Raw genomic sequence first — 26,892 nt, forward strand, 5'->3', positions numbered from 1 at the left:
CGGTCAGCGCTCCTTCGTGTTGCGGGGAACTGCTTGGACAACGCGTTCAGGTGGCATCCGCCACGCGGCCCGAGGCGCGGCGAATGGATTCGATGAGGGAGTCGGCGGTGAGCAGCTCGCTGAGCACCTCGGGCTTGCCCGGCGCGGAGGGGCTCACCAGCAGGTACATGGGGACGCCCGCGCGGCCGAACTCGGCGAGCTTCGCGCTGATGGCCGCGTCACGCCGCGTCCAGTCCGCCACGAAGAAGGCCACGTTGTGCTGGGAGAAGGCGGCGCGCACCTCCTCGCGCTGCAGCACGGTGCGCTCGTTGAACTTGCAGGTGAGGCACCAGTCGGCGGTGAAGTCGATGAAGACGGGCTGGCCGGCCGCGAGCGCCGCGGCCACCGCCTCCTCGCTCCACGCATGGGCCGAGGCCTCCCGGGGCGCCGCGCCGCGCAGCTCCTCGAAGCGCAGGAGCCCGACCCCGCCTCCGACGAGCAGCGCCAGCACCGCCACCATGCCCATCACCTTGCGCCCACCGGTGGAGTCCTGCAGCAGGCCGTAGATCCACGCGCCCAGCGCCACCACCGTGAGGAAGGCGAGCAGCCGCGCCATGCCGTCCACGCCGGTGAGGCCGCCCATCACCCACACGAGCCACACCGTGGTGGCCAGGAGCGCGAAGCCGAGCAGCTTCTTGCCGTGGTCCATCCACGGACCGGGCTTGGGCAGGCGCTTGGCGAGCCCCGGCACGAGCACCAGCAGGCAGAAGGGGAGCGCGAGGCCCAGGCCCATGAAGAGGAAGGTGGCGAGGACGGTGACGGGCCCCTGCGCGAGCGCGAAGCCCACCGCGGTGCCGAGCAGCGGCGCCGAGCAGGGCGTGGCGAGCACCACGGCGAGGACTCCCTCGCCCGCGCTGCGCGTCAGGCCGTGGCTCGAGTCCACCTTCTCCACGAGGGCGGTGCCGTCGGTGCCCACGTTGAAGACGCCGAAGAGGTTGAGGCTGAAGGCCACGAGCACCGCGGCCACGGCGGCGACGAAGAGCGGCTCCTGGAACTGGAAGCCCCAGCCCACGCCGTGTCCGGCCGCGCGCAGGCCCAGCACCGCGAGCGCCAGCACCAGCAGCGAGCCCACGATGCCGCCGGTGTACGCGAGCGCGTGCGCGCCCACCCGGCCGCGAGACTCGCCCACCGTGCGGGTGAAGCCATAGGCCTTGAGCGCCAGCACCGGGAAGACGCACGGCATGAGGTTGAGCAGCGCGCCACCGAGGAAGGCGAAGAGGAACACCAGTCCGAGCGACAAGTCCTCGGAGCCGGCGGCGGGCGCCGCGGCCGAAGCGGTCGCCGTGGCCACCCCCTTGGGAGCCGCCGGGGAAGCCGGGACCGCGGCCACCACGGGCGCGAGCGGCAGATCCAACGCCAGCGCGTGCGAGGGCGTGGCGGCGGGCCCCAGGCGCAGCACGCCCAGGAAGCGGGGGTGGCTCGGGGGCACCTTGAGGGAGGCCTTGCCCTCCACCTTGAAGGTGCCGGGCTGTCCCTTCACCTCGGACAGGGCGAGCTGGGCGATGCCGGGGATGCGATCGGGGACGAAGAAGTCCTTGTCCACCGTGGGCACCGGCGCGCCCTCCGCGCCCTTCAGGGTGAGGGTGCCGGTGAAGGGCTGGCCGGTGGTGAGCGTCTGCGAGTCCAGCGCGAGCGCCACCTGGTAGGGGGTGGACTCCGTCGGCACCGGCACGCGCGCGTGCGCCGCGTCGAAGGCCGGCACGTGCTCGGCGTCCTTCACGGTGCGCGGGCCCACGGGCACGTTGCGCGTGAGCATGAGCTGGGCGGGCAGACAGTTGATCTCACACACCAGCACGTCCGCCGCGGCCGACAACTGCAGGGAGCCCTCGGCCTTGTCCGAGGCCCGGGCCTCGGCGGCCAGCAGCACCTCGCCCTCGTAGCCGTAGGTGGTGATGAAGCCGTCCGCGGTGCGCAGGGTGGAGGGCAGTGGCCACTCCAGGGGGCCCACGGTGGTGCCCGGCGTGTCCCAGACGATCTCCGAGGGCAGACCCGACTCGCCGGGGTTCTTCCAATAGACGTGCCAGCCCGGGTGCAGCTCGAAGCGCACCCCCACCCGGAAGGTGTCTCCGGGCTTCACCTCGGTCACGTCCGTGAGCAGCGTGGCCTTCACCCGAGGGGTGCCCTCGTCCAGGGCGCCCTGGCTCACGGCCGTGGCGGGAGGTGGCGCACCCCACGCGCTGGAGGCGAGCGACAGCCCTCCCAGACAGAAGACAAGTGCTCCCCAGCTTGAACGTCCTACCCGTGGCCGCGTCATGTGCCTCCCGTTAACCCACCGGCCTGCCCTGCGCCATCCTTCCCTTCGGCGAAGTGGCGCCCATCAACCCTTCGAGCGGACGGGCATTCCCGGTGGAGGTGGGCAGACCCCTCAGCGCCCCGCCTTGCTGCTGGGGGCGAGCAGGTGCTGCACGATACTCAATCCCGTACGCGCGTCCTCGGCCCGGGCGCGGCGCACGAGCAGCGCTGGCAGCTCGGCGCCCTTGCGCTCCACCGCCCGCCGCAGGTCCACCAGCCGCTCCTCGTGCCGCTTGGGGGGCACTTCGTTCACGCCCAGCTCGAAGAGTTCACGCAGGGCGGACTCGGCCGTCACCAGGGCCTGCTCGGCGGCGGGGGGATTGCGCCGCAAGAGCGCCTTCCACGAGGCGGACTCGGCCGCCACCAGGTCCAGCTCCACGCCCACCGCGCGGATGAGCCGGCCCTCGGGGCTGTCCGGCAGGGCGCGCTGCACGGGCACGGCGACGCGGCGCGTATCCCCATTCTCCATCCACGTGGTCGTCACGCCGAGCGACCAGTCGGCCGACTCCAGGCGTCCGGTGAACAGGGCCCGGCGCGCGAAGGCATGCGACAGCGAGCCGAGCCCCACGCTCAGCGCATCCACTTCCGAGCGCGCCGGGTAGCGGTGGCGGCACTGCAGCTCGGAGAAGCCCGTGGGGCGCACGAAGACGCGGCCATAGGTGCCCACCTCGCCGAAGAGCTCGGCCACCAGGGCCGCGGTGGCCATGGGCAGCCCCTCCGCGTCGTCCACGTGGGTGAAGCCCGTCCCCGAGGGGCCGGTGAGCGCCTCCAGGATTTCCGGCAGGTAGTGCCGCCCGAGCCCCAGCGCGTGCAGGGAGATGCCGGACTCGGCCACCGTGACGCCCAGCGTGCGGAACTCGGGGAGGCCACGCGGGCCCACCGAGGGCTCTCCATCGGTGAGCACCAGCATCTTCGGCCGCGCGCCCGGGACGAACAGCCGGCGGATGGCGGCGGCGCCGGAGTCCACCGCCTCGTGCAGCGCGGTGCCCTGCCCCGTCTTGAGCGCCGACAGGCGCTCGACCAGTTGGGCGCGGGCCTCCGAGTCCATGATGCGCAGGGGCGAGAGCTGCTCGGGCACGCCGTCGAAGGCGAGCAGGCCCAGGTAGTCCTTGGGACCGGCGCGCTCGACGAGCAGCAGCGCGGCCTCCACCGCGGCGGCCATGGGCGCGCCCCGCATGGAAGCGCTCCGATCGAGCACCAGGTTCACCGCCACGGGAGCGCGGGGAGCATCCGCCTCGGCCTCCACGGTCACGAGCAGGTGAACGTCCCGACCCATCACCCCGTCGCGCTCGACCGCCCAGGCCGTCAGCTTCATCGCGTCTTCCTCCGTACGCGGCACCCCCTGGCGCCCCGCGGGCCACCGCCCTCAGAGCTTCCCAGTATCACCTACCGCACCCCGCATGGGGAAACCGTCCGGGAGCCGCGCCGGGTCCTCACCACACGAGGAGAAAGAAGACTGTCGGGAGAGGCCAGACAGCGGCGGGGGCTTCATGCGGCTCCAGGAGCCTCGGGCCTGGAACGCTCCGGCCCACCCGGGCCACCTCGTCTGACCGGAGCCGGACCGGAAGTCCGACCGGATGCAACCGCCCCCACGCCAGCGCCCGACGTGGGGGGCGCGGCACTACTCGGCGTCGTAGCCGCCGTAGCTCTCGTCGGCACCCCACAAGTGGCCCGACGGTCCCACCTGGACCCGGCCCGTGGGATCCAGCTCCTCCTCACCACCTCCCAGCGTCACGTACTCCAGGCCCTCGTCGTCCAGGTACGTCCGATCGTCGTGCACCATGGCTTCTCCTCGGGGTGTCCGCCCGGCTCCACCGGTCATCCAGGGCCCACACCATGTGGTGCCCCTTCCCAGCGATTGACCGATTTACTTTCCAGGGTGCGCATTACGCCCCGCGTTGTAAAGACCTTGGGCGCGCAATCAATCAGGGGAAATCCTGGCAATGAACAGAGAGAGCGCTCTCCCGAGCGCCCGGGGAACAGGGAGGCGACCCCTGGGGAGGGAGGACGTTGGGCGCCCAACGCTCCGGAATCAGAGTGATGGGCGAGCCGTCTCGGGAGTGAAATCACCCCGCTTCCGTCCCGGACAGGTGCTTGATTCGGGAATCAACCTTGTTAGGGTGGGTTTTTCCCATGGTGCCGCAACGCGGCATCCGGACCTCCTTCCCGAGCGAATCCACGAGGTTCACCGAAACCGCCATGAGTCCCATCATCACAGGCCTGCTGCTCACCGTCGGAGTCTCCGTCTTCGTCATGACCATGGCCGGGCGCATTGGCGCCCTGCTGGCGATGAAGCCGGAGAACCGGTTGGATCGCATTCCCCAGCGCACGATCGCGCTCCTGAAATTCGGCCTCGGACAGAAGCGCATGGTGGACCCGGAGGAGCGCACCGCGGGTCTCATGCACGTGTTCATCTTCGCGGCGTTCATGGTGCTGGCGCTGCGCACCATCATGATGTTCGTGATGGGCTTCTCCGAGACGGCGCTGGAGGTGCTCACCAACCTGCAGGCGCCGTTCTGGGCGGAGCATCCGGGCGTGCTGCTCGTCTACAAGCTCTACCTGCTGGCGAAGGACGGGGTGGCGGCGCTGGCGCTGTTGGGCTCGGCCTACTTCGTGTGGCTGCGCGGCAGCGTGAAGCCGGACCGGCTCAGCCCCTCGTGGGAGGCGTTCCTCATCCTCGGCTTCATCTCCGGCCTGATGGTGACGGAGTTCTTCTTCGGCGGCAGCCACATGGTGCCGCGCGAGCAGACGATGCCGCTGGCCACGGGCAACTACGTGTGGTGGGAGCCCGTCACCAGCGTGTTCGGCATGGTGATGCGCCCCCTGGGCTACCCGGTGGCCCACGCGCTGGGCCTGGCGGGCTTCTGGATCCACCTGGCCATCATCCTCGCGTTCCTCAACTTCCTGCCCGTGGGCAAGCACTTCCACGTCATCACCGGCCTGCCCAACGTCTTCTTCCAGCGCCTGGCGCCCAAGGACGATCCGCGCACCACCCAGAGCGCGAAGCTGTCCACGCCCAACCTGGAGAAGGAGGAGTTCGGCGCCGCGACCATCAAGGACCTCACGTGGAAGCAGGGCCTGGACCTGTACTCGTGCACCGAGTGCGGCCGTTGCCAGACGCACTGCCCCACGTACATCACCGGCAAGCCGCTCACGCACAAGGGCGTGAACCAGGACCTGAAGCACTGGGTGTGGGACCACCAGATGTGGGTGGAGGAGGGTCGGGGCCCGTCGGGCATCGTGGAGCCCCTGCCGGAGATGATCGGCAGCGCGCTCAAGGCGGAGACGGTGTGGGCGTGCACGAGCTGCGGCTGGTGCGAGACGGCGTGCCCGGTGTTCATCGAGAACGTGCCGCGGCTCATCGACATGCGCCGCTACCAGGTGCAGGTGAAGGCGGAGTTCCCGCCGGAAATCCAGCGCGTGTTCGAGGGCATGGAGCGCCAGGGCAACCCCTGGGGCCTCGGGCAGGACCGGCGCGACGAGTGGGCGGAGGATCTGGCGCTGCCGACCTGGGGTGATGGCGGCGGCCCGTACGAGTACCTCTTCTTCGTGGGGTGCGCGGGCAGCTACGACGACAAGCAGAAGAAGGTGAGCCGGGCGCTGGTGAAGATCTTGCGCGAGGCGGGGGTGAGCTTCGCCACGCTGAGCAAGCAGGAGATGTGCAACGGGGACTCGGCGCGCCGCATGGGCAACGAGTACCTGTACCAGACGCTGGCCAAGACGAACGTGGAGACGTGGAACGCCATGGGCGTCAAGGCGGTCATCACCCAGTGCCCGCACTGCTTCAACACCATCAAGAACGAGTACCCGGAGTTCGGCGGCGAGTACCAGGTCATCAACCACACGCAGCTCATCAACCAGTTGCTCAAGGAGAAGCGCATCAAGCTCTCCCAGGTGATGAACCAGAAGCTCACCTACCACGACCCCTGCTACCTGGGCCGGCACAACGGCGTGTACGACGCGCCTCGCGAGGTGCTCAACGCCATTCCGGGTCTGGAGGTGGTGGAGATGCAGCGCAGCAAGCGCGAGGGCTTCTGCTGCGGCGCGGGTGGCGGGCGCATGTGGATGGAGGAGCACATCGGCACGCGCATCAACCACAACCGCGTCAACGAGGTGGCCCTCACGCTCAAGCACGCCGAGGACCCGAGCACGCCGTACCCCGACGCCACGGACAAGAAGAAGCCGGGCATGGTGGGCGACTACAAGGAGCCGGGTGGCAAGGGCGTGGTGGCGGTGGCCTGCCCGTTCTGCTCGACGATGCTCAACGACGCGGTGAACGACACGGGCCGCGAGCAGAGCATCAAGGTGAAGGACATCACCGAGCTGGTCGCCGACGCCATGGAGGTCCGCCAGGGCGCGGGCACCGTGGCCCCGAGCAGCGTGGTGAGCGCCAAGCCGGAGTGAAGCGGGGAGCCGGGCCATTCGGTCCGGCCGACCCGTGAGACGAGGCCCGGGAGACCCCAAGCCGTGGGTCCCCGGGCCTTCGTACGTCCGGGGGACTACGTGCCGCCGTAGGAGGGCTCGAGCGCGCCCGGCACCACGAGGGTGCCCGTACCGGTGGTGGCGATGCTGATGCGGTAGATGTTGTCGTTGCCGCCCGAGTTGGACAGGAACGTCACCTCGGTGCTGCCGCGCCAGCTCGGCCAGGTGTCCATCACGCCGAACTCCCCGGTGTGCCGGGTGAGCTGCGTCACGCTGGAGAGGTTCTGGCTGCCCAGCTGGCCCACGAAGATCTGCGAGCCGTTGTTCGTCTGCCCATCGAAGGCCACGCGCGTACCGTCCGGGGACACCACGGCGCGCGACACCACCGACACCGCGCCCGTGTTGCCGAGGCTGCTGGTGATGACGTTGGAGGCGCCCGTCGTCACGTTCACGTTGAGCAGCGTGCTCAACTGGTTGGCGCCGAAGCCCGCCGCCACGAGCACGCTGCGGCCATCCGGATAGAAGGACGCCGCGCCGTAGGAGTAGGTGCCACTGGCGAAGACCTGGAAGCCCGTCCCGTCGATGTTCACCTTCGCCAGCGAGGGGGTGTTGTTCCTCGTCAGGGTGAAGACGATCGTCTCCCCGGTGGGGCTGATCGTGGGGTAGCGGAAGTTGGCGCAGTTCGAGCAGGAGGTGCTCGCGTTGGAGAAGACCGTGGAGGCCTGACCCGTGCCCGTGGTGGGCACCCTGCGAATCTCCCACGTCGCGCCCGAGCGGTACACGAACACCACGACCAGGCCGCTGCGCGACACCGTGGGCTCGTACGCCCCGCCCTCGGTGGTCAGCCGCAGCGGCGAGTTGGCGTCGCCATCCTCATCCACCGCGTACACGTTGCGGCCCCCCGCGCCGTTGCGCACGAAGACGAAGCCACTGCTGAAGGCTCCGCCGCCGCCACCACCACCACCACCGCCCCCGAAATCGATGTCCAGCGGCTCACACGCCGCCGCCAGCCCGGCCACCGCGGCCAGTCCAAGAATCCGTACCAACGCCTTCATTCGCCATGCTCCCGTGTCGTCCGGCCCGAGGCACGGCGCTCCACGGGATGCCCGGGAACGCTCGCGCGCGCGAGGGACGCCCCCCACGCGCCGCGCATTCAATCACGGACGACCCGAGCGGGCGCGACGCGGGTCAGCGGGAGATCTTATTGAACTCGTTGCGGCAGTTGTTGCAGGGCGACATGTGCTTGCGGTCGCAGTCCTGGGGCGTCTGGGCGAAGAACATCACGCACCGCGCGTCCTCGCAGTAGGACAGGCCCAAGAGGTGCCCCGCCAGGTGGATGGCCTCCACCTGCACGCGGCGCTTGAGCTGCTCGCCCTCGACGCCCTGGCGCAGCCGCAACACGCTCAACACCGCGCTCTTGGATTCCCGGTCCGCCTCGCCCAGCACGAAGGGCGAGTCCGGCACGAACAGATCCACGTCCGTGACGCCCATCACCATGGCGTGGCCCGGCTCCATCAACGTCACCAGCCGCCGCATGATGGCGTTGCAGTGGTACTGCGACCGGTCCTTGTTGAAGGCGTAGGTGGGCGTGGACAGGGCCGTCTTGCTCACGACGACCCGCAGACCCAGTTGCAACGCGAGGGGCTCCTCCAAGTCCCGCAGGAGCACCGGTGGCGGATTGCCCACTGGCACCAGCAGGAGGGCCTTCTGCGGCATCGCCATCTGCTCACCGTCCTTGAGGCTCAGGGGAGCGCGGCGGGCTGCGCCACCCGGATAGGGAACGAGGGTGACTGGGGCGCAAGGATTCGAACCTTGATAATCAGATTCAAAGTCTGACGTCCTGCCATTAGACGACGCCCCAGCAAGATCGCATCACTACAGCTCGCCATCGGATTGTAGGCCATCCAGTCCGATCCGGAAACAATTCTCTCGCGGGGTTGACTGAATGACAGCGGGGGGGCCGGACGGGTAGGAGGTTGGCACCCCGCCCCTTACGTCCTCCCGAGGAGCCCCCCACCCCATGAAGCCCGGCATCTATCTGGCCCATAAACCGGTGGGCGTCACCAGTTTTTCCCTCGTGCGGGCCTTCATGGAGGAAGTGGAGGCCGCGGGCCTCACGCGCAAGCAGCTCCCCGTGTGCCACGGGGGCACGTTGGACCCGTTCGCCGAGGGGCTGCTGCTGCTGCTCGCCGGCCCCGCCACGCACCTCATGGACGGACTGCACGCCCTGCCCAAGACGTACGAGGCCGAGGTCGTCTGGGGCGTGGAGACGGACACCGGGGACGGACTCGGCCAGCCCACCCCGCTCGGCTCCACCGCCCACCTCACCCCCGCCACCCTGGACGCCGCGCTCGCTCCCTTCCTCGGCTGGAGCGACCAGGTGCCGCCCGCCACCAGCGCCAAGAAGGTGGACGGCGAGCCCGCCTACAAGAAGGCCCACCGGGGCGAGGCCGTGGAGCTGCCCCCCTCGCGCGTCTACCTGCACGAGGCGCGCTGGCTCGCGCATGAGCTGCCCCACCACAGCCACCTGCGCCTCACCTGCCGCGGGGGCTACTACGTGCGCTCCCTGGCGCGCGACCTCGGCCGGGCACTCGGGTGTGGCGCGCACCTGTCCCGGCTGCGCCGCAGCGCCATCGGCCCCTGGGAGGATCCCGGCCCGGACGGCCGCGTCGCCCTGCACGGCCCCGCGCTCCTGCCCTGGTACCCCTCGCGCGCCATCGCCGGCGACGAAATCAACGCCCTCAAGCACGGGCGCACCATCCCCCGGGGTGAACTCCGGCCTCCCGAGTGGTCCCTCCCCCCGGGATTCCCGCCACCCGAGCCGCTCGTGCGGGCCCTGCAACGCGGGCGCTTCGTCGCGCTGCTGCGCGAACAGGACGGCGCCCTCCAGGTGCACACCCACCTGTGGGCCGGACTCTGACGCTCAGAGCAGTGCCTCGGCCTGACGCGCGAGCCCCGCGCAACCCAACGCCGTGAAGCCCTCCCGCGCCTGACGCAGACAGCTCCCGCGCTCCTGCGAGCCCGGCGCCAGGACACGGCCCAGCTCCAGCCACGCGAACGCCTCGTCCAGGGGCATGCCCAGCTCCCGCGCCCGCCGCGCGCTGCGCTTCAGTGCCCAACGCGCCCGCCACGCGCGGCCCTCCAGCCAGTGCATCCGCCCCTCGCACCGCAGCGCCATGGGCCGCGCCAGGGGGAAGCGGTTCGAGAACAACGACAGCCGCTCGCACGCCGCCCGCGCCTCCTCCGCCACCGCCGGGGCGGGCTGGCCCGGCACCCGCTCGCGCTCCCACAACGTCAGGTACACGCGCGCCGCGCCCTCGTAGCCATGACCCTCGGTGAAGAGCATCGGCGGGTAGCGCCGCGCGAGCGCCATCACCCGATCCGCCTCCTCCCGCGCCGCCTCCCACTCCCCCCGCTCCAGCGCGGACACCGCCAGCAGCCCCCCGGTGATGATGTGCGAGAGCGGGTCATGCTTGCCCTCGAGCAGCGCCGCCGACTCGCGCAGCAGGGCCCGGCCCTCGTCCCCCCGGTCCAGCACGAGCAGGCTGCGCGCCATGGTGTACATGCTCCACACCATGTGCTGGAAATGCCCCCGCTTGCGCGCGGCCTCGCGCAGGCGCGCGAAGCGCTCCAGGGCCTGCTCGAAGTGTCCCGTGAAGAAGTCCACGTGCCCGAGCAGCACCTCCGTCAGCTCGAACTCGCTCTGGTTGCCCAGCAGCAACAGCGTCCCCTGTGCCTCGCTCGCCTTGAGCGCGGCGCGAGGCCAGCGCGCGAAGCTCGCGTGGAACATCGACTCGGAGATGAGCCCGAAGGCCATGGCGCTCGGGTCATCCAGCGCCCGGTCCTCCTGCTGGGCCCGGCGGAAGTACGAGCGCGCCAGCGCGTCCAGCCGCACGAAGCCCGCGATGGAGCCGAGCTGCCCATACAACCGCAGCACCTTCTCGTCCTGCCCCGCGCGCTCGGCCAGGTTGGTGGACAGGAGCGCCGTGGCCATCATCCGGAACGCGTCGTAGCGCCAGTAGTAGCACTCGGCGAGCCGCAACGCGGACAGCGCCGCGTCTCCCATCCGCTCGCGCGCCTGCCGGTCCTCCGCCCGCCGCCAGCGCTGGGGCATCACCAGGTGCAGCACCTGCCGCGCCGCCTGCGCCAACAGGAAGCGCCGCCAACCCGCCTCCGTGGTCGGCAAGGGCTCGCCCAGTTCCTCCAGCGAGCGGTGGCAGTGGGCGATGCAGCCATCGAAGTCGGACAGGCCGTGCAGGGCCTCGGCCAGCATCCGCTCCCAGCGCGCGCGCCGCACCGCGTCCAGGCGCACGCCCCGATCCCTCCCGCGCCGCACCTCCAGCTCCAGCGCCCGGTTCAGGTAGCCACACGCCTCCACGTTCGAGCCCGCCGCGAGCGCGTGCCGAGCCGCCTTCTCCAGGTACTCGAACGTCCACACGTCGTCCTGGGCCTGCTCCCAGTGGTGCGCCAGCACGGGGTAGAGCGCGGGCGATACCCCGCCCCACACGTCCTGCGCCTCCAGTGCGAGCGCCGCCGCGCGGTGCAGCGCGCGCCCACGCTCGGGCGAGATGCCCTCGTAGGCGAACTCGCGCAGCTTGTCGTGCACGAAGCGCAGCCGTCCGTTGCCCGCGTCCTCCAGCACGTGCCGCGCGCGCAACTCCTCCAGCGCCTCCAGCTCCTGCAGGTCCTCCAGTCCGGCCGCCGCCGCCAGGATGTCCGAGTCCAGCTCGCGGCCGAGCACCGCCGCCACCTCCAACAGCCGACGCGCCTCGGTGCCCAGGCCGTCCAGACGCCGGCACACCAGGTCGTGCAGCGAGCCCGGCAGCGGCAGGGCCTCGTGCAGCCGCGCCAGCGCGTCGTCCCGGGCGGCCACCTGCCACTGGCCCTGGGAATCGCGATACAGCAGCCGCTCGTCGATCGCCGTGCGCAGGTACTCCGCCACGAAGAAGGGATTGCCCGCCGAGCGCGTGGTGAGGAAGTTGACGAAGGAGGCCGGAGGCGAGGCCATCGACAGCATGTCCTCCACCATGCACGCCACCACCGGGGCGTCGAACTGACCCAGCACCCGGTGCTCCACCCGCGGCGACTCGATCAACCCGCGCAGCGGCGTGCCCAGCTCCTCCGTGCGGTAGGTGCCCATCACCAGCATGGACGCTCCCCGCAGGAAGCCCTCGCGCAGGAAGTCCAGCGCGCCCAGCGACAGCTCATCGGCCCACTGCAGGTCGTCCATCACCAGCAGCACGGGATCCTTCTCGCAGAAGGCGGCGAGCGTCTCGGCGAGACAGCGCAGGAGGCGCTCGCGCGCGGCCTGGGGCGGCAGTCGCGGGGGCTCGGACCACGCGTCCTGCCCGGGCAGCTCCGCCAACGCGGGCTCATAGAGGGCGAGCACCTTGCCCCGCTCGCCCAACAGGTGCTCCGTCTCCTGCAGTCCTCGCTGCCGACACTCGTCGGCGATGGCCTGGAGCACGGGCTTGAAGGCATGCAGCGGCTCGCCATGGCGCGACTCGCCCCCCGCTCCACCCGACAGCGGAAGACAGCCTCCCGTGACGACCCGGAAGCCGCGCCGGCTGGCCATCACCGCGCACTCCATCACCAGCCGCGTCTTGCCCGCGCCACTCTCCCCACCGATGAACAGACACCCGCCCCGCTGCTCCCGGACCCGCTCCAGCCGGGCCTCCAGCTCCTCGAGCAGCCCGAGGCGGCCCACGAACTCCGGCCGGTACAGGTAGGGCCGCGGGGCCAGTGGAGCGACCTCGGGCAGCGCCCCGGAGCACAGCCCGGCGAGCACCGCGCCCACGTCCGCCACGTAGCCGAGGCGCTCGCGCGGCACCTTCATCAGCATGCGCAACACCAGCGCATCCAGCTCCGGCGGTACCCCGTGCACCCAGCGCGAGAGCGCGTGGGGCGCCTCCTTCAGGTGCCGCCGCAACACCTCCCAGCCCAGCCCGGAGAAGGGCGGCTGGCCCACCACCAGCTCATACAGGATGCAGCCGAGTGAATAGAGATCCGCCCGCGCGTCCACCAGCCCGCCCTTGATCTGCTCGGGAGCCATGTAGACGTACGAGCCCTCCATGGTGCCGGACACCTCGAGCGACTCGCGGCTGAGCGGCCCACCGAAGTTGGAGGCCAGGCCGAAGTCCACCAGCACCGGCGTCCCGTCCGGACGGATGACGACGTTGTCCGGCTTGAGGTCCCGGTGCACGAGCCCCTCGCCATGAAGGAAGGCGAGCGAGGAGCACAAGCGGCGCACCAGGAGGAGCACCTCGTCCAGACGCTCCTGGGCGGCGGGCCGCCGCTGATCCTCCGGGGGCGGCCCGTAGGCCTGGAACACCATCCGTCCTTCCCCGGGCGCCAGGGGCGTGGGGGCGGAGACGGCCTGGGTGACGACCTCCTGGGTGATGCGCGCATCGCGCCGCCACAGCACGTCGATGAAGCGGCGCAGGGTCATGCCCTCCAGCAACTCCATGGCGTACCAGGGCAGCCCGTCCTGCACGCCCTCGGCGAGCACGCGCACCACGCCCGGGTGCTGGATGCGGCGCAGCGCGTGGATCTCCCGGCGGATGCCCCGGAGCATGGCCACCTCGGGCACGCGCACCGTCTTGAGCGCCACCAGCTCGCCGGTCTCCTCGTGACGGGCGCGATACACCACGCCCATGCCTCCCGCGCTCAGCCTGCCCAGAAGGCAATAGGGGCCGATCCTCTCCTGCCCTTCTTCCTCCTGGTGGAGCGCCGCGGCCGACATGGTAGGCGCAAGACTCGCACGGTTCGGTCCAGGGCACCAAGAACGCTCCCCCCGGTGGAGCCGCCCGTCCGGCTGGCTGCCCCGAGGGGCGATTGACCACAGGACGCGAAAAGTCGTCTCGACACCCCACGTGACCCTTCCGTCACACACCGAGCCACGAAATGTCACGCCGTGGGTACAGGCCCGCGACATGCCCTCGCTATACGACGCTCGTCATGTTCGAGACCTTCGATAGCGCCACCGATGTGCAGTCCGCCCGCCGGTTCGCGCTCTCCACCGTGGCATCCCTGGGCGTGTGCGCCCTGCTCGGCGTCGCCGCGGTGACGGTGGGCTCCCAGGTCAAAGAGGTCCTCAAGGAGAAGAAGGTGGATGTGGTGTTCCGCCCCCCTCCTCCTCCAGTAGTGGCCGAGGTGAAGCCTCCTCCGCCGCCGCCTCCGCCTCCCCCCAAGCCGAAGGCCAGGCCCCCGCCTCCTCCGCCGACCGTCGCCGCGCCCGCCGCGATGCTCGCACCCAAGGAGATTCCCCAGGAGAAGCCCCCCGAGGCCGATGCCGCCAACGCCGTGGCCGCCGCGCCCATCGCCGTGGGTGGCACGGGCTCGCTCGTCGCCGGGGCCATCGTCACGGGAATGGACAGCGCGGGAGTGGCCGGCTCCGGTGGCGCGCGCCGCCCCGCTCCCATCAACCTGCCCGAGTCCGCCACGCCTCCGCGCGAGCTGGACTCCAACATCGCCCCCGAGTTCCCCGCCGACATGCGCGCCAAGGGACAGGAGGGCCTGGTCATCCTGAAGATCGTCGTCGAGGAGGACGGCCGGGTGAGCGCCGTCAAGGTGATGCGCGGAGAGGAGCCCTTCGTGGGCGCCGCCGTCGCCGCGGTGAAGTCGTGGCGCTACTCGCCCGCGCTCGTCGCCGGCCAGCCCACCGCCGTGTTCCGCATCGTGAAGATTCCCTTCCGTCTCAAGTAGCGCCCGCAGCCGTAGCGCCCGCAGCGCCAGTACCCGCCGTTTCCACGCCGGAGCCCCCGAGATGAATTTCAATCTGATCGACATCTACCACCACATGGGCCTGTTCGCCCGGTGCATCGCCTACACGCTCGTCGCGTTCGCGCTGGCCTCGCTCATCGTGTTCTTCGAGCGGCTCTTCTTCCTCTTCCGCACCAAGGGCGCGGATCGCGCGTTCATCGCCAAGGGCGGCCGGATGCTCGAGTCGCAGCAGCACGAGGCGTTCGTCGTCGAGGCCTCCAAGGCGCGCGCGAGCAGCCTGGCGAAGCTGCTGGGTGGCGGGGTGAAGACGTACCTGGTGCGCAAGGAGGCGCCCCAGGGCAACCTCGGCGCGGTGGAGCTCACCCGGCGCGAGCTGGAGCGCATCTACGAGCGCGTGGGCGCGGACGTGCGCCGCGGCATGAGCGTGCTCGCGTCGGTGGGCTCGGTGGCCCCGTTCGTCGGACTGCTCGGCACGGTGGTGGGCATCATCGAGTCCTTCGCCGGCATCGCCAAGACGGGCTCGGGCGGCCTGGGCGCGGTGTCCGCGGGCATCTCCGAGGCGCTCGTCGTCACGGCGCTCGGCCTGCTGGTGGCCATCCCCGCGGTGTTGATGTTCAACCTGCTGTCCACCCGCGCCGACGCGCTCGTGCTGTCGCTGGATCTGGCGCGCCGCGAGTTCATGGATCACCTGGAGGACATGCACTCCACGGGTGGCACCAAGGCCGCTCGGGGCGAGGGTGCCATGGCCCTGGACGTGGAGCGCGCGGCACTCCGGGAGGGTCACGATGTCCGCCCGGCGTAAGGGCGCCGGGCTCGTGCCCGAGATGAACGTGACACCCCTGGTGGACGTGGTGCTCGTCCTCCTCATCATCTTCATGGTCGTCACTCCCCAGCTCGAGGCCGGCGCGGCGGTGGACCTGCCCGCGGCGGCCAACGTGGACAAGGGCGAGGAGAACTCGCTGACGCCCACCACGGTGAGCCTCACCGCCCAGGGCGCGCTCTTCCTCGACAAGCACGAAGTGCCGCGGGCCCAGCTCGTCGAGAAGCTGCGCGGTGTGATCGAGAAGGATCCCCAGGCGCGCGTGGTGCTCAAGGCCGACCGCGCCGTGCGCTACGCCGAGGTGCGCAACGTCTTCAAGACGCTGCAGGACGCGGGCTTCCCCGGCATCTCGCTGCAGGTCATCGACCTCAAGAAATAGGGACCAACTGTCATGGCTTTCGACCTCGGTGGTGGCAAGGGCGGCATCCGCCCCGCCATGAACGTGACGCCCCTGGTGGACGTGGTGCTCGTGCTCCTCATCATCTTCATGGTCGTCACCCCGCTGATGACCAAGCAGATGACCATGGACGTGCCCGGCAAGTCGGACGAGAAGATCGAGACGCCGCCTCCTCCGGGCGCGCTGCCTCCGCTGGTGCTCACGCTCACCAGGAGTGGCGCGCTGCGCATCAACCGCGACGAGGTGCCGCGCGACCAGCTCGTGATCCGGCTGCAGCGCATGCTCAACGCCCGTCCGGACAAGATCGTCTTCTTCGACGCGGAGAACGACGTGCCCTACGGCAGCGCCATGGACGTGTTGGACCTCGCGCGCGGCGGCAACATCACCGTCGCCGTCGCCCCGGACGCCGTCGCGGAGCCCGCCGCTCCGTGACCTGAAGTTCATCTCCGCTTCGCTCCCCTTTCACCTTCCCTTCCTCTGGTTGCCACGGACCTCGCGTTCTCTGCGCGAGTCCGCCGGTGAGGAGACCCGTGTTGTCTTTCCATCCCGACATCCTCCGCGCCCCCTTGATGGCGCTGCTCTTGATGGCCTCGCCCGTGCTGGCGCAGGCCCCGATTCCCGAGGGGGCCGTGACGCCCCCGCCCACCACCGACGTCCTGCCCAACCAGACCGCCCCCGTGGAAGCGGCCCCCGCCGAGCCGGCCCCGGCCGCCGAGGAGCCCGCGGCGCAGGTGGCCGATGAGGCCATGGACGAGTCGATGGATGAGGCCTCGACCACGCCCCCGGCGGGCTTCACCGGTGTCTACGGCCAGGTCACCGACGCGCAGACGAAGGAGACCCTCATCGAGGCCACGGTGAAGGTGGTCTCGGGCGCGCAGAAGAGCGTGCTCACCGACGTGGACGGCAACTATCAGCTCGCGCTGCCTCCCGGGACGTATGACCTGCGCGTCTTCTACGACGTCTACGAGGGCCGCCGTGTCACGGGCGTGCGCGTGGAGGCGGGCAAGGCCACGAAGCTGGACGTGCAGCTGAGCGCCGACGCCGCCGCCGTGCAGGAAGTGGTCGTCGAGGCCAGCTCGGACCGCCGCGCCGAGAGCGCGCTCCTGCAGGAGCGCAAGAAGGCCGTCACGGTATCGGACGCCATCAGCTCGCAGGAGATCGCCCGCACGCCGGACTCGAGCGCCTCGGACGCGGTCAAGCGTGTGGTGAGCGCCACGGTGGTGGATGGCCGCTTCGTGCTCCTGCGTGGACTCGGTGGCCGCTACGCGACGACGCTGCTCAACGGCGCGCTGCTGCCCAGCCCCGAGCCGGATGAGCCCTCGGTGCCGTTGGACCTCTTCCCCACGACGCTGCTGGCCAACCTCAACGTGGTGAAGAGCTACACCGCGGACCTGCCCGGCACCTTCGGCGGCGGTACGCTGCTCATCGAGACCAACACCTACCCGAGCAAGTTCGAGTTCAAGCCCCGCCTCACCCTGTCCGGCGACAGCATCTCCACCTTCCGCCCGCGCAACACCCAGCCGGGCAGCTTCCTGGAGACGCTGGGCTTCACGGGCCCCGGGCGCCAGTTGCCCGCGAGCGTGCCGCGTGACCAGCGGCTGGGCTCGTCGGTGGACACCTGGAAGAGCTTCTCCAACGTCTGGTCCGCGCGCCAGAGCACCGCGCTGCCCAACCTGGGCCTGGGCGCGTCCGTGGGCGACACGCTGCGCTTCGGCAACCAGCGCCTGGGCTACCTGGCGGCCGTCAACTACGGACACCGCGAGGGCGTGCGCCTGGCCCAGTACGCCCGCGCCGTCAACACGCTGGACCAGGTCGAGGAGCGCGATGGCTCCCAGACCCAGCTCGGCACCGAGGGCGCCAACCTCAGCGCGCTCGCGAGCGCCGGCTACCAGTTCAACCGCGACAACGAGCTGACCCTCTTCAGCCTCTACACGCGCGGCACGGACATCTCCAGCTTCACCTCGCGCGGCGTGAACAACGAGCGCTCGGAGACCTACGAGGGCACCCGCCTGCAATTCATCTCGCGCGTGCTCTCCTTCAACCAGGTGCGCGGCTTCCACCGTCTGAATGGACTGGGCGACGCGGAGATCGACTGGCAGGCCAACTTCAGCCGCGTGGATCGTGACGAGCCGGACACGCGTGACACCCTCTACGCCGACGACCTGGGCAGCCCCAGCGGCAAGTACTCCTTCCCCAACCAGCCCAACAGCGGCGAGCGCTTCAACGTCATCCTGGGAGAGAACTCCACTGGCGGCAGCGCGAGCCTCACCGTGCCCCTGTCCGCGGTGCGCCTGAAGGCGGGCGGCCTCGCCCAGGTGTCCTTCCGCGACTTCTCCAACCGCCGCTTCCGCTACCAGCTCACCGACGAGCCGGTGGACGCCTCGCTTCCGCCCGAGACGCTCTTCGGCCCCGACATCCTGGGCACGGGCATCCGCATGCGCGAGACCACCCGCCCGGATGACGCCTACGACGCCTACCTCGGCATCTTCGCCGGCTACCTGACGGCGGAGGCCAAGCCCGTGGAGCCCCTGCGCCTGGTGGGCGGCGTGCGCCTGGAGAACTCGCGGCAGCAGCTCACCGCGCACAGCCCCTTCGACACCACTCCCACGGTGAGCAGCGAGGCGAACTACCTGGACGTGCTGCCCTCCTTCAACGCCATCTACGCGCTCACCCCCGAGGTGAACCTGCGCGCTGGCTACAGCTACACGCTCGCGCGGCCCACGTTCCGCGAGCTGGCGCCCTTCCTCTTCTACGACTTCGCGCGCCGGCGCAACGTGTCCGGCAACCCCAACCTGGTGGAGACGCGCATCCACAACGTCGATGCCCGCGCGGAGTGGTTCCTCGGGGAGAACGAGGTGCTGGCCGCCAGCGCCTTCTACAAGCAGTTCCGCGACCCCATCGAGCGCGTCATCAACAACCCCCAGGCCGGAGACCTCGGCTTCGAGAACGCCGACGGGGCCACCAGCTATGGCCTGGAGTTGGAGGCGCGCGCCTCGCTCGGCCGCATCACCCCCGTGCTCGCCAACTTCCGCGCCGCCGCCAACCTCACGCTCATCCAGTCCAACATCATCCTGACGGACCCCATCAAGCTGGGTTCCCAGACGAACAGCCGCCGGCCGATGCAGGGCCAGTCGCCCTACGTCGTCAACCTCAACCTCGGCTACGACCGGCCCGAGAGCGGCACCGAGGTGGCCTTGCTCTACAACGTGTACGGCCCGCGCATCAGCGAGGTGGGCGTGCAGGGACTGCCCGACGTCTACGAGCAGCCCTTCCACCGCGTGGACCTCACCGTGAGCCAGAAGCTGGGCGCGAGCACGCAGCTCAAGCTCACCGGCTCCAACCTCCTCAACTCCGCCGTGCGCATCCAGCAGGGCGGCGTCTCCGTCGTCAACTACCGCCCGGGCATCGCCTTCTCCGCGTCACTCGGCTGGGCGCTCTAGCCCCTTCTCTTTCCCCAGCAGTCAAAGGAAGCCACCCCATGAAGCGTCTCGCGCTTGGCATCACCCTCGGCATGTCCCTGCTCGCCGGTTGCGGCGTCGAAGAGCCGCAGCCCGGCCCCGGCCCGACCCCCTCGACCACCGTGGAGGTCACCGAGGCCATCACCCAGGACACCACCTGGACGGCCGACAAGGTCTACTCGCTCAAGAAGTACATCTTCGTGCAGGGTGGCACGCTCACCATCGAGGCGGGCACGAAGGTGCTCGGCAACGATGGCAGCGCGCTCGTGATCACGCGCAACGCGAAGCTCAACGCGGTGGGGACGAAGGAGAAGCCCATCGTCTTCACCAGCGCCCGCGCCGAGGGTGAGCGCGAGCCGGGCAACTGGGGTGGCGTGGTGCTGCTGGGCCGGGCGACCATCAACTCCGCGGGCGGACAGAACAGCATCGAGGGCTTCGTCACCAACAGCCAGGATGAGAACACGAAGTACGGCGGCACCGACGACACCCACGACTGCGGCAAGCTCAAGTACGCGCGCATCGAGTTCGCCGGCTATCAGCTCGCGCCGAACAACGAGCTCAACGGCCTGACCACGGGCGGCTGCGGCTCGAAGACGGAGATCGACTTCGTGCAGGTGCACAAGGGCGCGGACGACGGCGTGGAGATGTTCGGCGGCACGGCCAACCTCAAGCATATCGTCATCACCCAGCCGGACGACGACGGCCTGGACTACGACCTGGGCTACCGGGGCAAGGTGCAGTTCCTGGTGGTGCAGCAGAACAGCAAGGTGGGCAACCGCGGCATCGAGGCGAGCGGCAACAGCTCCGACAACGCGGCCAACCCGCGCTCCATGCCGGAGATCTGGAACGCCTCGTTCATCGGCTCCGGCCGCGCCGTCGCCACGAGCGGCACCAAGCAGGAGGGCCTCGTCTTCAACACCGGCGCGGGCGTCAAGCTGCGCAACGGCCTGGTGGTGAACTTCGCGGACCAGGCGGTGGACGTGGACGGCAAGGCGTCCGTGGCCATGTTCTCGGCCAGCTCGCTGTCCATCGAGAACACCTTCTTCTACAACAACCGGGGCAACACCACGTCCATCCCCTACGCCGCCAACCCGGTGAAGGACTCGGCGGGCACCGTCACCAACGAGGATGCGTCGCGCTTCGCCAACGACACCATCTTCAAGGAGCCCGAGCAGTTCCTCGCCGCGGCCCTGCGCAACCAGGTGGTGGACCCGAAGCTGACGGCCTCGCAGGACCTGAAGGCGCCGAACTTCGCGCCCCAGACGGGCTCGCTGGCGCTGGATACGGCGAACGCCGCGACGCCGCCCGCGGATGGCTTCTTCGACGCCTCGGCCCGCTTCGTGGGCGCGGTGGGCGCGGACAACTGGCTGGCCGGCTGGACCGCGTACCCGGAGAACTGAGCAGTCCCTCGCAGCACCCGGGGCCGCCCTCGCGCGGCGGCCCCCATCGCCCGGATGCACGAACATCCCACGGAGGGGGCTCCGGGGGATCGGCGTGCCTCCGGGCGGCGTTTTTTCCCGGCCGGGAACGAAGAGGGGGCTACCGCTCGTCCCGGACATGCCCCTGACGGAGCAGTTCCTTCGCGAGGAAGGGGCAGTGCTTGCGCAGGTGGCGAAGCGTCGTGTCCCCGTCCTTCCAGGCCGAGTAGTAGGCCGTCCGGGCCTCGATGAACTCCTCGTCGTTCAGGTTCAACCGGTCGATGGTCTGCTGGACCTGGGAAAGCAACGGCTCGGACAGGTCATCACCGGGAATGACCTGGAGCGTGGACAGCTCGAGCGCGAACCACTCGTCCCGCACCTCGAACGGATCCAACACGTCCTCGAGATCGTTCTTGCGCGCGTTCATCCGCGTGCAGGCGAGCCGATAGTTGCTCCATTCGTAGGCCAGCTCGCGCCGCTTCGACTTGGGGAGCAGGTGATCGACGGAGAGAGCACCCGTGCCCCGGGGAATGTAGAGGGACGAGTAGGAGCACACCCCCTGGTAGGCGGCCCAGAGTTGCGTCGCGCAGTGCCGCCAGAGGGGCTTCAGTTCACCTTCTGGTGAAGCGAGTAGAGCCTGTCCTGGCTCGCGAACCCTCGCGGAGAAGTCCGAGGGCTCGAGTTGAGGAGCGACATGAATCACGGATCGATTCCCGCCGCCTCGGCCCGGGCGAGCCAGCGAGGCCAGAACGGATCCGTGTCCTTGAGCAAACGGTACAGGTCGTTGTGAATCCGCTTCACCTCCTCGATGGGAAGCTGCGAATTCTTGAGCGCGGCCCGGGCCTCGGTGATGGCCCGCTCGGCTTCGACGGAACGGGGTTCCTTGAGATCGAAGACCTCGGAGGTCAGCCACGCGTTGGCATCACCCCGAGGACGCCAGTCGGCCTTGGACACCTTCACCTCGCTGCCCACGAGGTCGAACATGAAGAGGGCATCCTCGTCCGTGTCGAAGAGCGGTTCCATCGAGGCGAGCACGAGCGGCGAGTGGGTGACGGCGATGATCTGGACCTTCACGTCCGGACGAAGCGACTGAACCACCTTCAACAGCGAGGGGAGGATGAGCCGTTGCCAGCGCGGATGCAGATGTGCCTCCACCTCATCGATGAGGAGGACGATGTGATCCGTCGGTGCCTCGCCAAGCACCTTCGTGGCACGCAGATGTTCCTCCCACGCCCAGACCAGGAGATAGCCCAGACTGACGACGCGCCGGACACCTGCAGAGGCTTGGGTAAGTGGGACGAGGCCATAGGGCATAGCCAGGGTCGGAATATCCCGCGCGTCGTCGAGCCCCACGCGAGTGGGTTCACCGGGCTTCAACGGCTCCTGGGCATCCGGAGAAAGGATTTCGAGCACCTCGCACAAGCGAGTGAATGAATCCGCGTGCCGCAACTGCCAGTAGACCCAATCCCGGATGAGTCCATTGCACAGTACACGTCCATCGGAGTCCTCCAATCCGTCCCAGATGGCGTCCTGCGAGAAGTCGTAGGATGGGACCAGGTTTCTGCGGAGGGGGTCCCAGACACGGCAGCCCCCATCGACCTTCGCATAGACCGCAAGGGCGGAGCTGGACAATTCCACGGGAGTTCCCAAGGAGGGCGTCCGCCATCGCCAAGGAACATCGCGCTGGATAGCAAAGGACGGCCCCATGCCCCCGCCAATCCGGGCGGAAACCCTTCCGGGCCGCTCAGCGCGAGGCATCGCTGGAACCGGTCTTCCACTCCGAGTCAGCGCCCACCAGGCCAGCTCGAGCACGAAGCTCTTGCCCAGGCCGTTGTCGCCCGTCAGCAGGTTCAGGCGAGGCCCGAACGAGAACTCGAGCCGGGGGCTGGGCCCCACCTCCTCCAGAATCAGCTCACCGAGCATCCGGGCTCCCTCCTCGCGCGCAAGGCCCAACGACCCCTTCCTCTTACGGGCGTTCTCCCTCCCCCATCAAAAAGAAAACGGGCCCGGGCTCCCAAGGAGTCCCAGGCCCGACGATCCGGACACCGCCCGCAAGCCCACCCTCACGCCGCCACGGGACGCGGCGTCACCGCCGCCGCGCTCACGCTCGGCTCGGCCGCCACGGCGGCCTCGGGCGCACTGCCCTCGGAGAACAGCGGCGCGCTCGGACGCGTCTTCGGCGGACGGCCCCGGCGGCGCGGCGAGTTCTCCTCGTTCTGCCCGCTCGCCTCGGGCGCCACGCCCGTCTCCACCCGCACGCCCCGCTTGGGCAGGCTGATCGCCTCCAGCTTCGCGCTCAGCTCCGCGTCCTCCTCGGAGAACACCCGCGCGTACGCCAGCGCCCGCTGACCCTTCTGCAACAGCGCGTCCTGGCTGTCCGCCAGCGCCTGGCGCGCCGCCTCCAGCGCCGCCTGTGCCCGCGCCACCGCCTCCGCCTGCTCCCTCACCCGGCTCGCCCCCTCCTCCAACACCTCCGTGTCCACGTCCGGAAACTTCACCTCGGACAGTTCCGTGGAGAACACCTCGAGCAGCGCCCTCATCGCGGGCGAGATAGGATCGTTTTCCGTCGCGTCGAACATGGTCGGGGCTTCCCTTCGCGTGCTGCGTGAGGCCCCTATCTGCACAGATGTGCAGTGTCAGATCAAGGGGGTACGCTGCGAGGCCGATTTGTCGGCCCTCCGGCCCGCTCGCTCGCCCGCCCTCCAGCGGCGCCGCGCCGGATGACCTATCCAGAGGGCCCCACTGACCCCACCCTGGCGTCGCATGGGACTCCACGCGGCACGCGCTAGGATCTCCCTCCGGCCCCCGCACGGGCCCCCTACCGGAGGAAGAAACCGTGGACTGGGTGCGAGTGCTGGAAATATCGCTGCAGTACCTCGCGGTGGCCCTCATCGGCGCCTGCGTGGGCATTGGAGAGCTCGTCTCGCGCTATCAGGACAACCCCTACGAGGCCATTCGCAACCGGCACGCCGTGCTCTACACGGTCATCAACGTGCTCGCCTCGGTCGTCGCCCTGCTGGCCCTCAACACGGTGAACAACAAGGATCCCCTCGGCGATCAGAACGCGGCCCACCGCATCGGCTACACGCTGCTCGCCGGCTTCGGCGCCATGAGCATCCTGCGCTCCTCGGCCTTCACCCTGCGCTCGGGCAACAACGACATCTCCATCGGACCGAGCGCGCTGTTGCAGATCATCCTCTCCGCCACGGACCGAGCCGTGGACCGCGCGCGAGCCACCGTGCGCGCCGAGCGGATGGCCAAGACGATGAAGGACCTGGAGTTCAGCCAGATCTCCATCGCGCTCCCCCAACTGGCCTTCACGATGATGCAGAACGTGACGATGGAGGAGAAGCAGAACCTGGGCGAGGAGATCTCCCGGCTGCGCGAGCAGGACATGGACGCGGCGATGAAGAGCATCTGCCTGGGGCTCGCGCTCAGCAACATCGTCGGGCAGAGCGTGGTGGACGCGGCCGTGGCGGCGCTGCGCCAGACCCGGAAGCCGGGCGAGGTCCCCGCGCTCGCCCTGGTCCCGAGCCCCAGCGGGCCCGTGGTCCAGGTCGTCCCCCCCGCCGTGCCGAAGTGAGGGCCCGGGGGCAGGCGGGGGAGCAGGCGGGCCCCGGGGGTCCCCCGCCCCGTCCCGGCCCCGCTCCGGCCCGCCCGGGCCCGGGGGCCTTTCCCGTTTCGCGATTATTTGAGCGAAGCGAGGTATGCTGGACCTCCGGATTCCCCCTCAACGACACGACGCGCAACGTGGCCCCCAACGCAGCCCGGGACTTTGGCAGATACGAACTGGTGTCGAAGCTCGCGTCGGGCGGGATGGCGGTCACCTATCGCGCGACGATGAGGGGCGCGGCGGGGGTGACCAAGCCGGTGGTCATCAAGCAGATCCTCCCCCACTTCGCCGATGACCCCGCCTTCGTGGAGATGTTCATCAGCGAGGCGCGCGTGGCGGCGGCGCTCACCCACGGCAACATCGCCCAGGTCTTCGACTTCGGGGAGATCGACGGCCAGTACTTCCTGGCCATGGAGTTCGTGCACGGCCAGCCGCTGTCCAAGGTGCTGCGCCGCGCCCAGCGCGCGGGACTCCCGTCGCTGCCCATCCCCCTGGCGCTCTACATCGCCTCGCAGATCTGCGACGGGCTGGACTACGCGCACCGCCACCTGGACGACAACGGCGAGCCGCTGGGACTGGTGCACCGCGACGTGTCCCCGGACAACGTGCTCATCTCCTACGAGGGCCAGGTCAAGGTCATCGACTTCGGCATCGCCAAGGCGACGAGCGTGGTGGAGGGCAACACCTCGCCGGGCATGGTGAAGGGCAAGTACCCGTACTTCTCCACCGAGCAGGCCCGGGGCGAGCAGGACCTGGACGCGCGCTCGGACACGTTCGCCGTGGGCGTGGTGCTCTACGAGATGCTGTGCGGCCGCCGCCCCTATGACGGCGACTTCGTCACCGTGCTGCCGAAGCTGCTCGCCGGCGACTACCCCAGGCCCTCCTCGCTCAACCCCGCCATCGCCCCCGAGGTGGAGCTGGTCCTCGCCACGGCGATGGCGCTCGAGCGCGAGCAGCGCTACCCCACCGCCCAGGCCTTCTCCGAGGCGCTGCGCGAGCAGCTCTACTCCGCCTGGCCCCGCTTCTCGCCGAGCATGGCGTCGCAGTTGCTCGGCCACCTGTTCGCCGAGGATCTCGCGGCCGAGGGCCGCCGGGTGGAGGTGACGCCCGCCTTCCTCGAGCAGCTGGCCGAGTGGCAGCAACAGACGAGCGTGGGGCCCCGTCCGGCCTCGGCGGGCACCGGCCGTCCCCGCTCCAGGCCCGCGTCCGACGGGGAGATCAGCGGGCCGATGCTGAGCAACCCCGGCGCGCGCCCCCCGTCGTCGCGCTCCGGCTCCAATGGCGTGGCCCGCGCCTCGCAGCCAGGGGGGGTGCGCCCCATCAGCTCGACCACGGGGCGCAGGGTGTCGAGCGCGGGCGTCGTGCGCGTCCCCGCCGCATCCCCCCCCCGCGAGGCACCGGCCCCCGAGACGATGGCGGGCCCGCTGACGGACGCCCGCGTCCTCGAGAGCCCGAACGAGCCGCACGACAACACCCCCCTCGATATCGAGGTGCCGTCGGTCACCCACATCACGGCCCTGGAGGGCACCCCGGGCGATCCGCGCGAGCAACGGGCCCGCCAGGAGAAGGAGCGCGAGGAGAAGCAACGGCGCATGGTGCGCCAGCTCAGCATCCCGCTCTTCGCCCTGGCGCTGCTCGGCCTGCTCTACCTCGTCTTCTCGCCCAAGAAGGCCAGTGAAGAGGAAGCCGCCATGAGGGCCCCGTTGTGGCTCACCTCCACGCCGCCGGGCGCCACGGTGAAGCTCAACGGCAAGGACGTGCCCGGCGTCACGCCGCTCTTCGTGCCGGATGTGCCGATCTACGAGGCCAGCACCTTCGTGCTCACGCTGCCGGGCTACCGGACGTGGACCAAGCGCTTCACGCCCACGGCCATCGACAAACCCACCCTGAACGCGGTGTTCGAGCCACTCGAGGAGCAGCCCCCACCCCAGGCAGCGCCGCCCCCCGAGCCCGCTGCCGCGCCCGAGCAGCCCGATCTGTCGCGCAACGAGGTGGACTACCCGACGCGGCTGTTCGTCCTGCGCCCGCGCTACAACGCCTTCGTCGTGGACGGGCTCGCCACGGCCTCCCTCGAGCTCAACCCCCGGGTGGCCTACGCGGTCAGCACCGACGGCAGCGCCTCGCTGGCCGCCGGGCGGGGCGGGGGCACGGGCACGCTCGCCTACTTCGCCGAGGGCGATGACCTGCCCGCGGACGAGTCCTTCGGACTGCTCGGCCCGTCCACTCGCACGCTCAAGGGCGTGCGCCGGCTGCATGTCTTCCTGCTGGACGATGACCTGGCGGACAACAGCGGCACGGTGCGGGTGAACCTGCGCCAGTCCCAGTTCGTCGCGCCCCGCAGCCTCACCTTCGATGCCACCCGCGACGCGCTGGTGCTCGCCCCCGAGCAGCAGTTCGTCCTGCGCGGGCTCAACCCGGACGCCATCTACATGCTCACCGTGCGCGATGACGTCGCGGAGCTGCGCGTGGGCCCCACCGGCCGCACCCGCCACGTGTTGTGCGTGGAGAGCAACCAGAAGTCCGCCCGGCGCTCGCACCGCCTGCTCGAGTCGGGCAAGCGCTTCCAGGTGACGGGCGCGGACACCCTGCGCTGCGCCTTCCCGGATGTCCGCGTGGAAGACAACGCGGGCGCCTTCGAGGTGGACATCGTCGACGTCACCGAGATGTCCCGCAAGGAGCGCGCCGACGCCCTGCGCGGCCCCCTGCGCTGA

General features: G+C 70.0%; 19 protein-coding genes and 1 tRNA gene. 10 read left to right on the top strand and 10 right to left on the bottom strand.

Annotated features, from left to right (window positions below; all coding sequences use genetic code 11):
• Positions 1-46: 46 nt before the first annotated feature.
• The 3 genes from CYFUS_RS48655 to CYFUS_RS52125 form a co-directional block, all read right to left on the bottom strand.
• Positions 47-2,293 carry a protein-disulfide reductase DsbD family protein gene (locus CYFUS_RS48655; protein ID WP_095991455.1) on the bottom strand — a complete coding sequence of 749 codons (2,247 nt, stop codon included), beginning with the start codon at positions 2,291-2,293 and terminating at the stop codon, positions 47-49.
• Between the two features lie 111 nt (positions 2,294-2,404).
• A complete protein-coding gene (locus CYFUS_RS48660; protein ID WP_095991456.1) occupies positions 2,405-3,646 on the bottom strand; it encodes a vWA domain-containing protein in 1,242 nt (413 codons plus the stop codon).
• A gap of 306 nt (positions 3,647-3,952) precedes the next feature.
• Positions 3,953-4,114, bottom strand: coding sequence for a hypothetical protein (locus tag CYFUS_RS52125; protein WP_002627733.1), 162 nt, complete (start codon positions 4,112-4,114; stop codon positions 3,953-3,955).
• Positions 4,115-4,530: 416 nt separating this feature from the next.
• Between CYFUS_RS52125 and CYFUS_RS48665 the strand changes: the two genes are divergently transcribed.
• On the top strand, positions 4,531-6,735 hold the full coding sequence (locus CYFUS_RS48665) for a (Fe-S)-binding protein (RefSeq protein ID WP_095992673.1): 2,205 nt from the start codon (positions 4,531-4,533) through the stop codon (positions 6,733-6,735).
• Positions 6,736-6,830: 95 nt separating this feature from the next.
• On the opposite strand, the gene CYFUS_RS48670 is transcribed toward CYFUS_RS48665, so the two are convergent.
• From CYFUS_RS48670 to CYFUS_RS48680, 3 genes are all read right to left on the bottom strand, one after another.
• A complete protein-coding gene (locus tag CYFUS_RS48670) occupies positions 6,831-7,808 on the bottom strand; it encodes a TolB family protein (RefSeq protein WP_095991457.1) in 978 nt (325 codons plus the stop codon).
• A 133-nt stretch (positions 7,809-7,941) separates the two neighbouring features.
• Positions 7,942-8,469, bottom strand: a complete 528-nt coding sequence (locus tag CYFUS_RS48675) for a non-proteolytic archaemetzincin-like protein (protein WP_095992674.1) — start codon at positions 8,467-8,469, stop codon at positions 7,942-7,944.
• A gap of 74 nt (positions 8,470-8,543) precedes the next feature.
• Positions 8,544-8,614, bottom strand: a tRNA-Gln gene (locus CYFUS_RS48680).
• A 159-nt stretch (positions 8,615-8,773) separates the two neighbouring features.
• On the opposite strand from CYFUS_RS48680, the gene truB reads away from it, so the two are divergent.
• Positions 8,774-9,673, top strand: coding sequence for a tRNA pseudouridine(55) synthase TruB (gene truB, locus CYFUS_RS48685; RefSeq protein WP_095991458.1), 900 nt, complete (start codon positions 8,774-8,776; stop codon positions 9,671-9,673).
• A gap of 3 nt (positions 9,674-9,676) precedes the next feature.
• Here the strand turns inward: truB and CYFUS_RS48690 are convergent, their stop codons facing one another.
• Positions 9,677-13,495, bottom strand: coding sequence for a serine/threonine-protein kinase PknK (locus tag CYFUS_RS48690; protein WP_232537253.1), 3,819 nt, complete (start codon positions 13,493-13,495; stop codon positions 9,677-9,679).
• A gap of 215 nt (positions 13,496-13,710) precedes the next feature.
• Between CYFUS_RS48690 and CYFUS_RS48695 the strand changes: the two genes are divergently transcribed.
• The 6 genes from CYFUS_RS48695 (at position 13,711) to CYFUS_RS48720 (ending at position 20,550) form a co-directional block, all read left to right on the top strand.
• Positions 13,711-14,457, top strand: a complete 747-nt coding sequence (locus tag CYFUS_RS48695; protein WP_095991460.1) for an energy transducer TonB — start codon at positions 13,711-13,713, stop codon at positions 14,455-14,457.
• A gap of 61 nt (positions 14,458-14,518) precedes the next feature.
• Entirely contained in the window at positions 14,519-15,277 is a 759-nt protein-coding gene (locus tag CYFUS_RS48700; RefSeq protein WP_095991461.1) for a MotA/TolQ/ExbB proton channel family protein, read from the top strand.
• Positions 15,261-15,674 carry an ExbD/TolR family protein gene (locus CYFUS_RS48705; RefSeq protein ID WP_095991462.1) on the top strand — a complete coding sequence of 138 codons (414 nt, stop codon included), beginning with the start codon at positions 15,261-15,263 and terminating at the stop codon, positions 15,672-15,674. The genes CYFUS_RS48700 and CYFUS_RS48705 overlap by 17 nt, the downstream gene beginning before the upstream one ends.
• A 12-nt stretch (positions 15,675-15,686) precedes the next feature.
• Positions 15,687-16,124: an ExbD/TolR family protein gene (locus CYFUS_RS48710; protein WP_095991463.1), complete on the top strand. Its 438-nt coding sequence runs from the start codon at positions 15,687-15,689 to the stop codon at positions 16,122-16,124.
• A gap of 98 nt (positions 16,125-16,222) precedes the next feature.
• The gene (locus CYFUS_RS48715; protein ID WP_095991464.1) at positions 16,223-19,132 is read left to right on the top strand and encodes a TonB-dependent receptor; all 2,910 of its coding nucleotides are present in this window, start codon (positions 16,223-16,225) and stop codon (positions 19,130-19,132) included.
• A 38-nt stretch (positions 19,133-19,170) separates the two neighbouring features.
• On the top strand, positions 19,171-20,550 hold the full coding sequence (locus CYFUS_RS48720) for a hypothetical protein (protein ID WP_095991465.1): 1,380 nt from the start codon (positions 19,171-19,173) through the stop codon (positions 20,548-20,550).
• A 139-nt stretch (positions 20,551-20,689) separates the two neighbouring features.
• On the opposite strand, the gene CYFUS_RS48725 is transcribed toward CYFUS_RS48720, so the two are convergent.
• From CYFUS_RS48725 to CYFUS_RS48735, 3 genes are all read right to left on the bottom strand, one after another.
• The gene (locus tag CYFUS_RS48725; protein WP_157759092.1) at positions 20,690-21,271 is read right to left on the bottom strand and encodes a hypothetical protein; all 582 of its coding nucleotides are present in this window, start codon (positions 21,269-21,271) and stop codon (positions 20,690-20,692) included.
• Entirely contained in the window at positions 21,268-21,945 is a 678-nt protein-coding gene (locus CYFUS_RS48730; RefSeq protein ID WP_332468329.1) for an AAA family ATPase, read from the bottom strand. The genes CYFUS_RS48725 and CYFUS_RS48730 overlap by 4 nt, the downstream gene beginning before the upstream one ends.
• 686 nt (positions 21,946-22,631) lie before the next feature.
• Entirely contained in the window at positions 22,632-23,147 is a 516-nt protein-coding gene (locus CYFUS_RS48735) for a hypothetical protein (protein ID WP_095991468.1), read from the bottom strand.
• Between the two features lie 257 nt (positions 23,148-23,404).
• Here CYFUS_RS48735 and CYFUS_RS48740 point away from each other — a divergent pair, with 257 nt between their 5' ends.
• Together CYFUS_RS48740 and CYFUS_RS48750 are read left to right on the top strand one after the other, a co-directional pair.
• Positions 23,405-24,151: a hypothetical protein gene (locus CYFUS_RS48740; protein WP_095991469.1), complete on the top strand. Its 747-nt coding sequence runs from the start codon at positions 23,405-23,407 to the stop codon at positions 24,149-24,151.
• 167 nt (positions 24,152-24,318) lie between these two features.
• Positions 24,319-26,892: a serine/threonine-protein kinase gene (locus CYFUS_RS48750; RefSeq protein WP_232537254.1), complete on the top strand. Its 2,574-nt coding sequence runs from the start codon at positions 24,319-24,321 to the stop codon at positions 26,890-26,892.

It is taken from the genome of Cystobacter fuscus (assembly GCF_002305875.1).
Taxonomy (GTDB): Bacteria; Myxococcota; Myxococcia; order Myxococcales; family Myxococcaceae; genus Cystobacter; species Cystobacter fuscus_A.

What these genes read in the sequence shown, in the direction of transcription:
- CYFUS_RS48670 (WP_095991457.1), bottom strand. Translation starts at nt 7,808, where the DNA reads ATGAAGGCGTTGGTACGGATTCTTGGACTGGCCGCGGTGGCCGGGCTG.
- CYFUS_RS48690 (WP_232537253.1), bottom strand. Translation starts at nt 13,495, where the DNA reads ATGTCGGCCGCGGCGCTCCACCAGGAGGAAGAAGGGCAGGAGAGGATC.
- CYFUS_RS52125 (WP_002627733.1), bottom strand. Translation starts at nt 4,114, where the DNA reads ATGGTGCACGACGATCGGACGTACCTGGACGACGAGGGCCTGGAGTAC.
- CYFUS_RS48710 (WP_095991463.1), top strand. Translation starts at nt 15,687, where the DNA reads ATGGCTTTCGACCTCGGTGGTGGCAAGGGCGGCATCCGCCCCGCCATG.
- CYFUS_RS48660 (WP_095991456.1), bottom strand. Translation starts at nt 3,646, where the DNA reads ATGAAGCTGACGGCCTGGGCGGTCGAGCGCGACGGGGTGATGGGTCGG.
- CYFUS_RS48700 (WP_095991461.1), top strand. Translation starts at nt 14,519, where the DNA reads ATGAATTTCAATCTGATCGACATCTACCACCACATGGGCCTGTTCGCC.
- CYFUS_RS48665 (WP_095992673.1), top strand. Translation starts at nt 4,531, where the DNA reads ATGAGTCCCATCATCACAGGCCTGCTGCTCACCGTCGGAGTCTCCGTC.
- CYFUS_RS48695 (WP_095991460.1), top strand. Translation starts at nt 13,711, where the DNA reads ATGTTCGAGACCTTCGATAGCGCCACCGATGTGCAGTCCGCCCGCCGG.
- CYFUS_RS48705 (WP_095991462.1), top strand. Translation starts at nt 15,261, where the DNA reads ATGTCCGCCCGGCGTAAGGGCGCCGGGCTCGTGCCCGAGATGAACGTG.
- CYFUS_RS48735 (WP_095991468.1), bottom strand. Translation starts at nt 23,147, where the DNA reads ATGTTCGACGCGACGGAAAACGATCCTATCTCGCCCGCGATGAGGGCG.
- CYFUS_RS48675 (WP_095992674.1), bottom strand. Translation starts at nt 8,469, where the DNA reads ATGCCGCAGAAGGCCCTCCTGCTGGTGCCAGTGGGCAATCCGCCACCG.
- truB (WP_095991458.1), top strand. Translation starts at nt 8,774, where the DNA reads ATGAAGCCCGGCATCTATCTGGCCCATAAACCGGTGGGCGTCACCAGT.
- CYFUS_RS48655 (WP_095991455.1), bottom strand. Translation starts at nt 2,293, where the DNA reads ATGACGCGGCCACGGGTAGGACGTTCAAGCTGGGGAGCACTTGTCTTC.
- CYFUS_RS48720 (WP_095991465.1), top strand. Translation starts at nt 19,171, where the DNA reads ATGAAGCGTCTCGCGCTTGGCATCACCCTCGGCATGTCCCTGCTCGCC.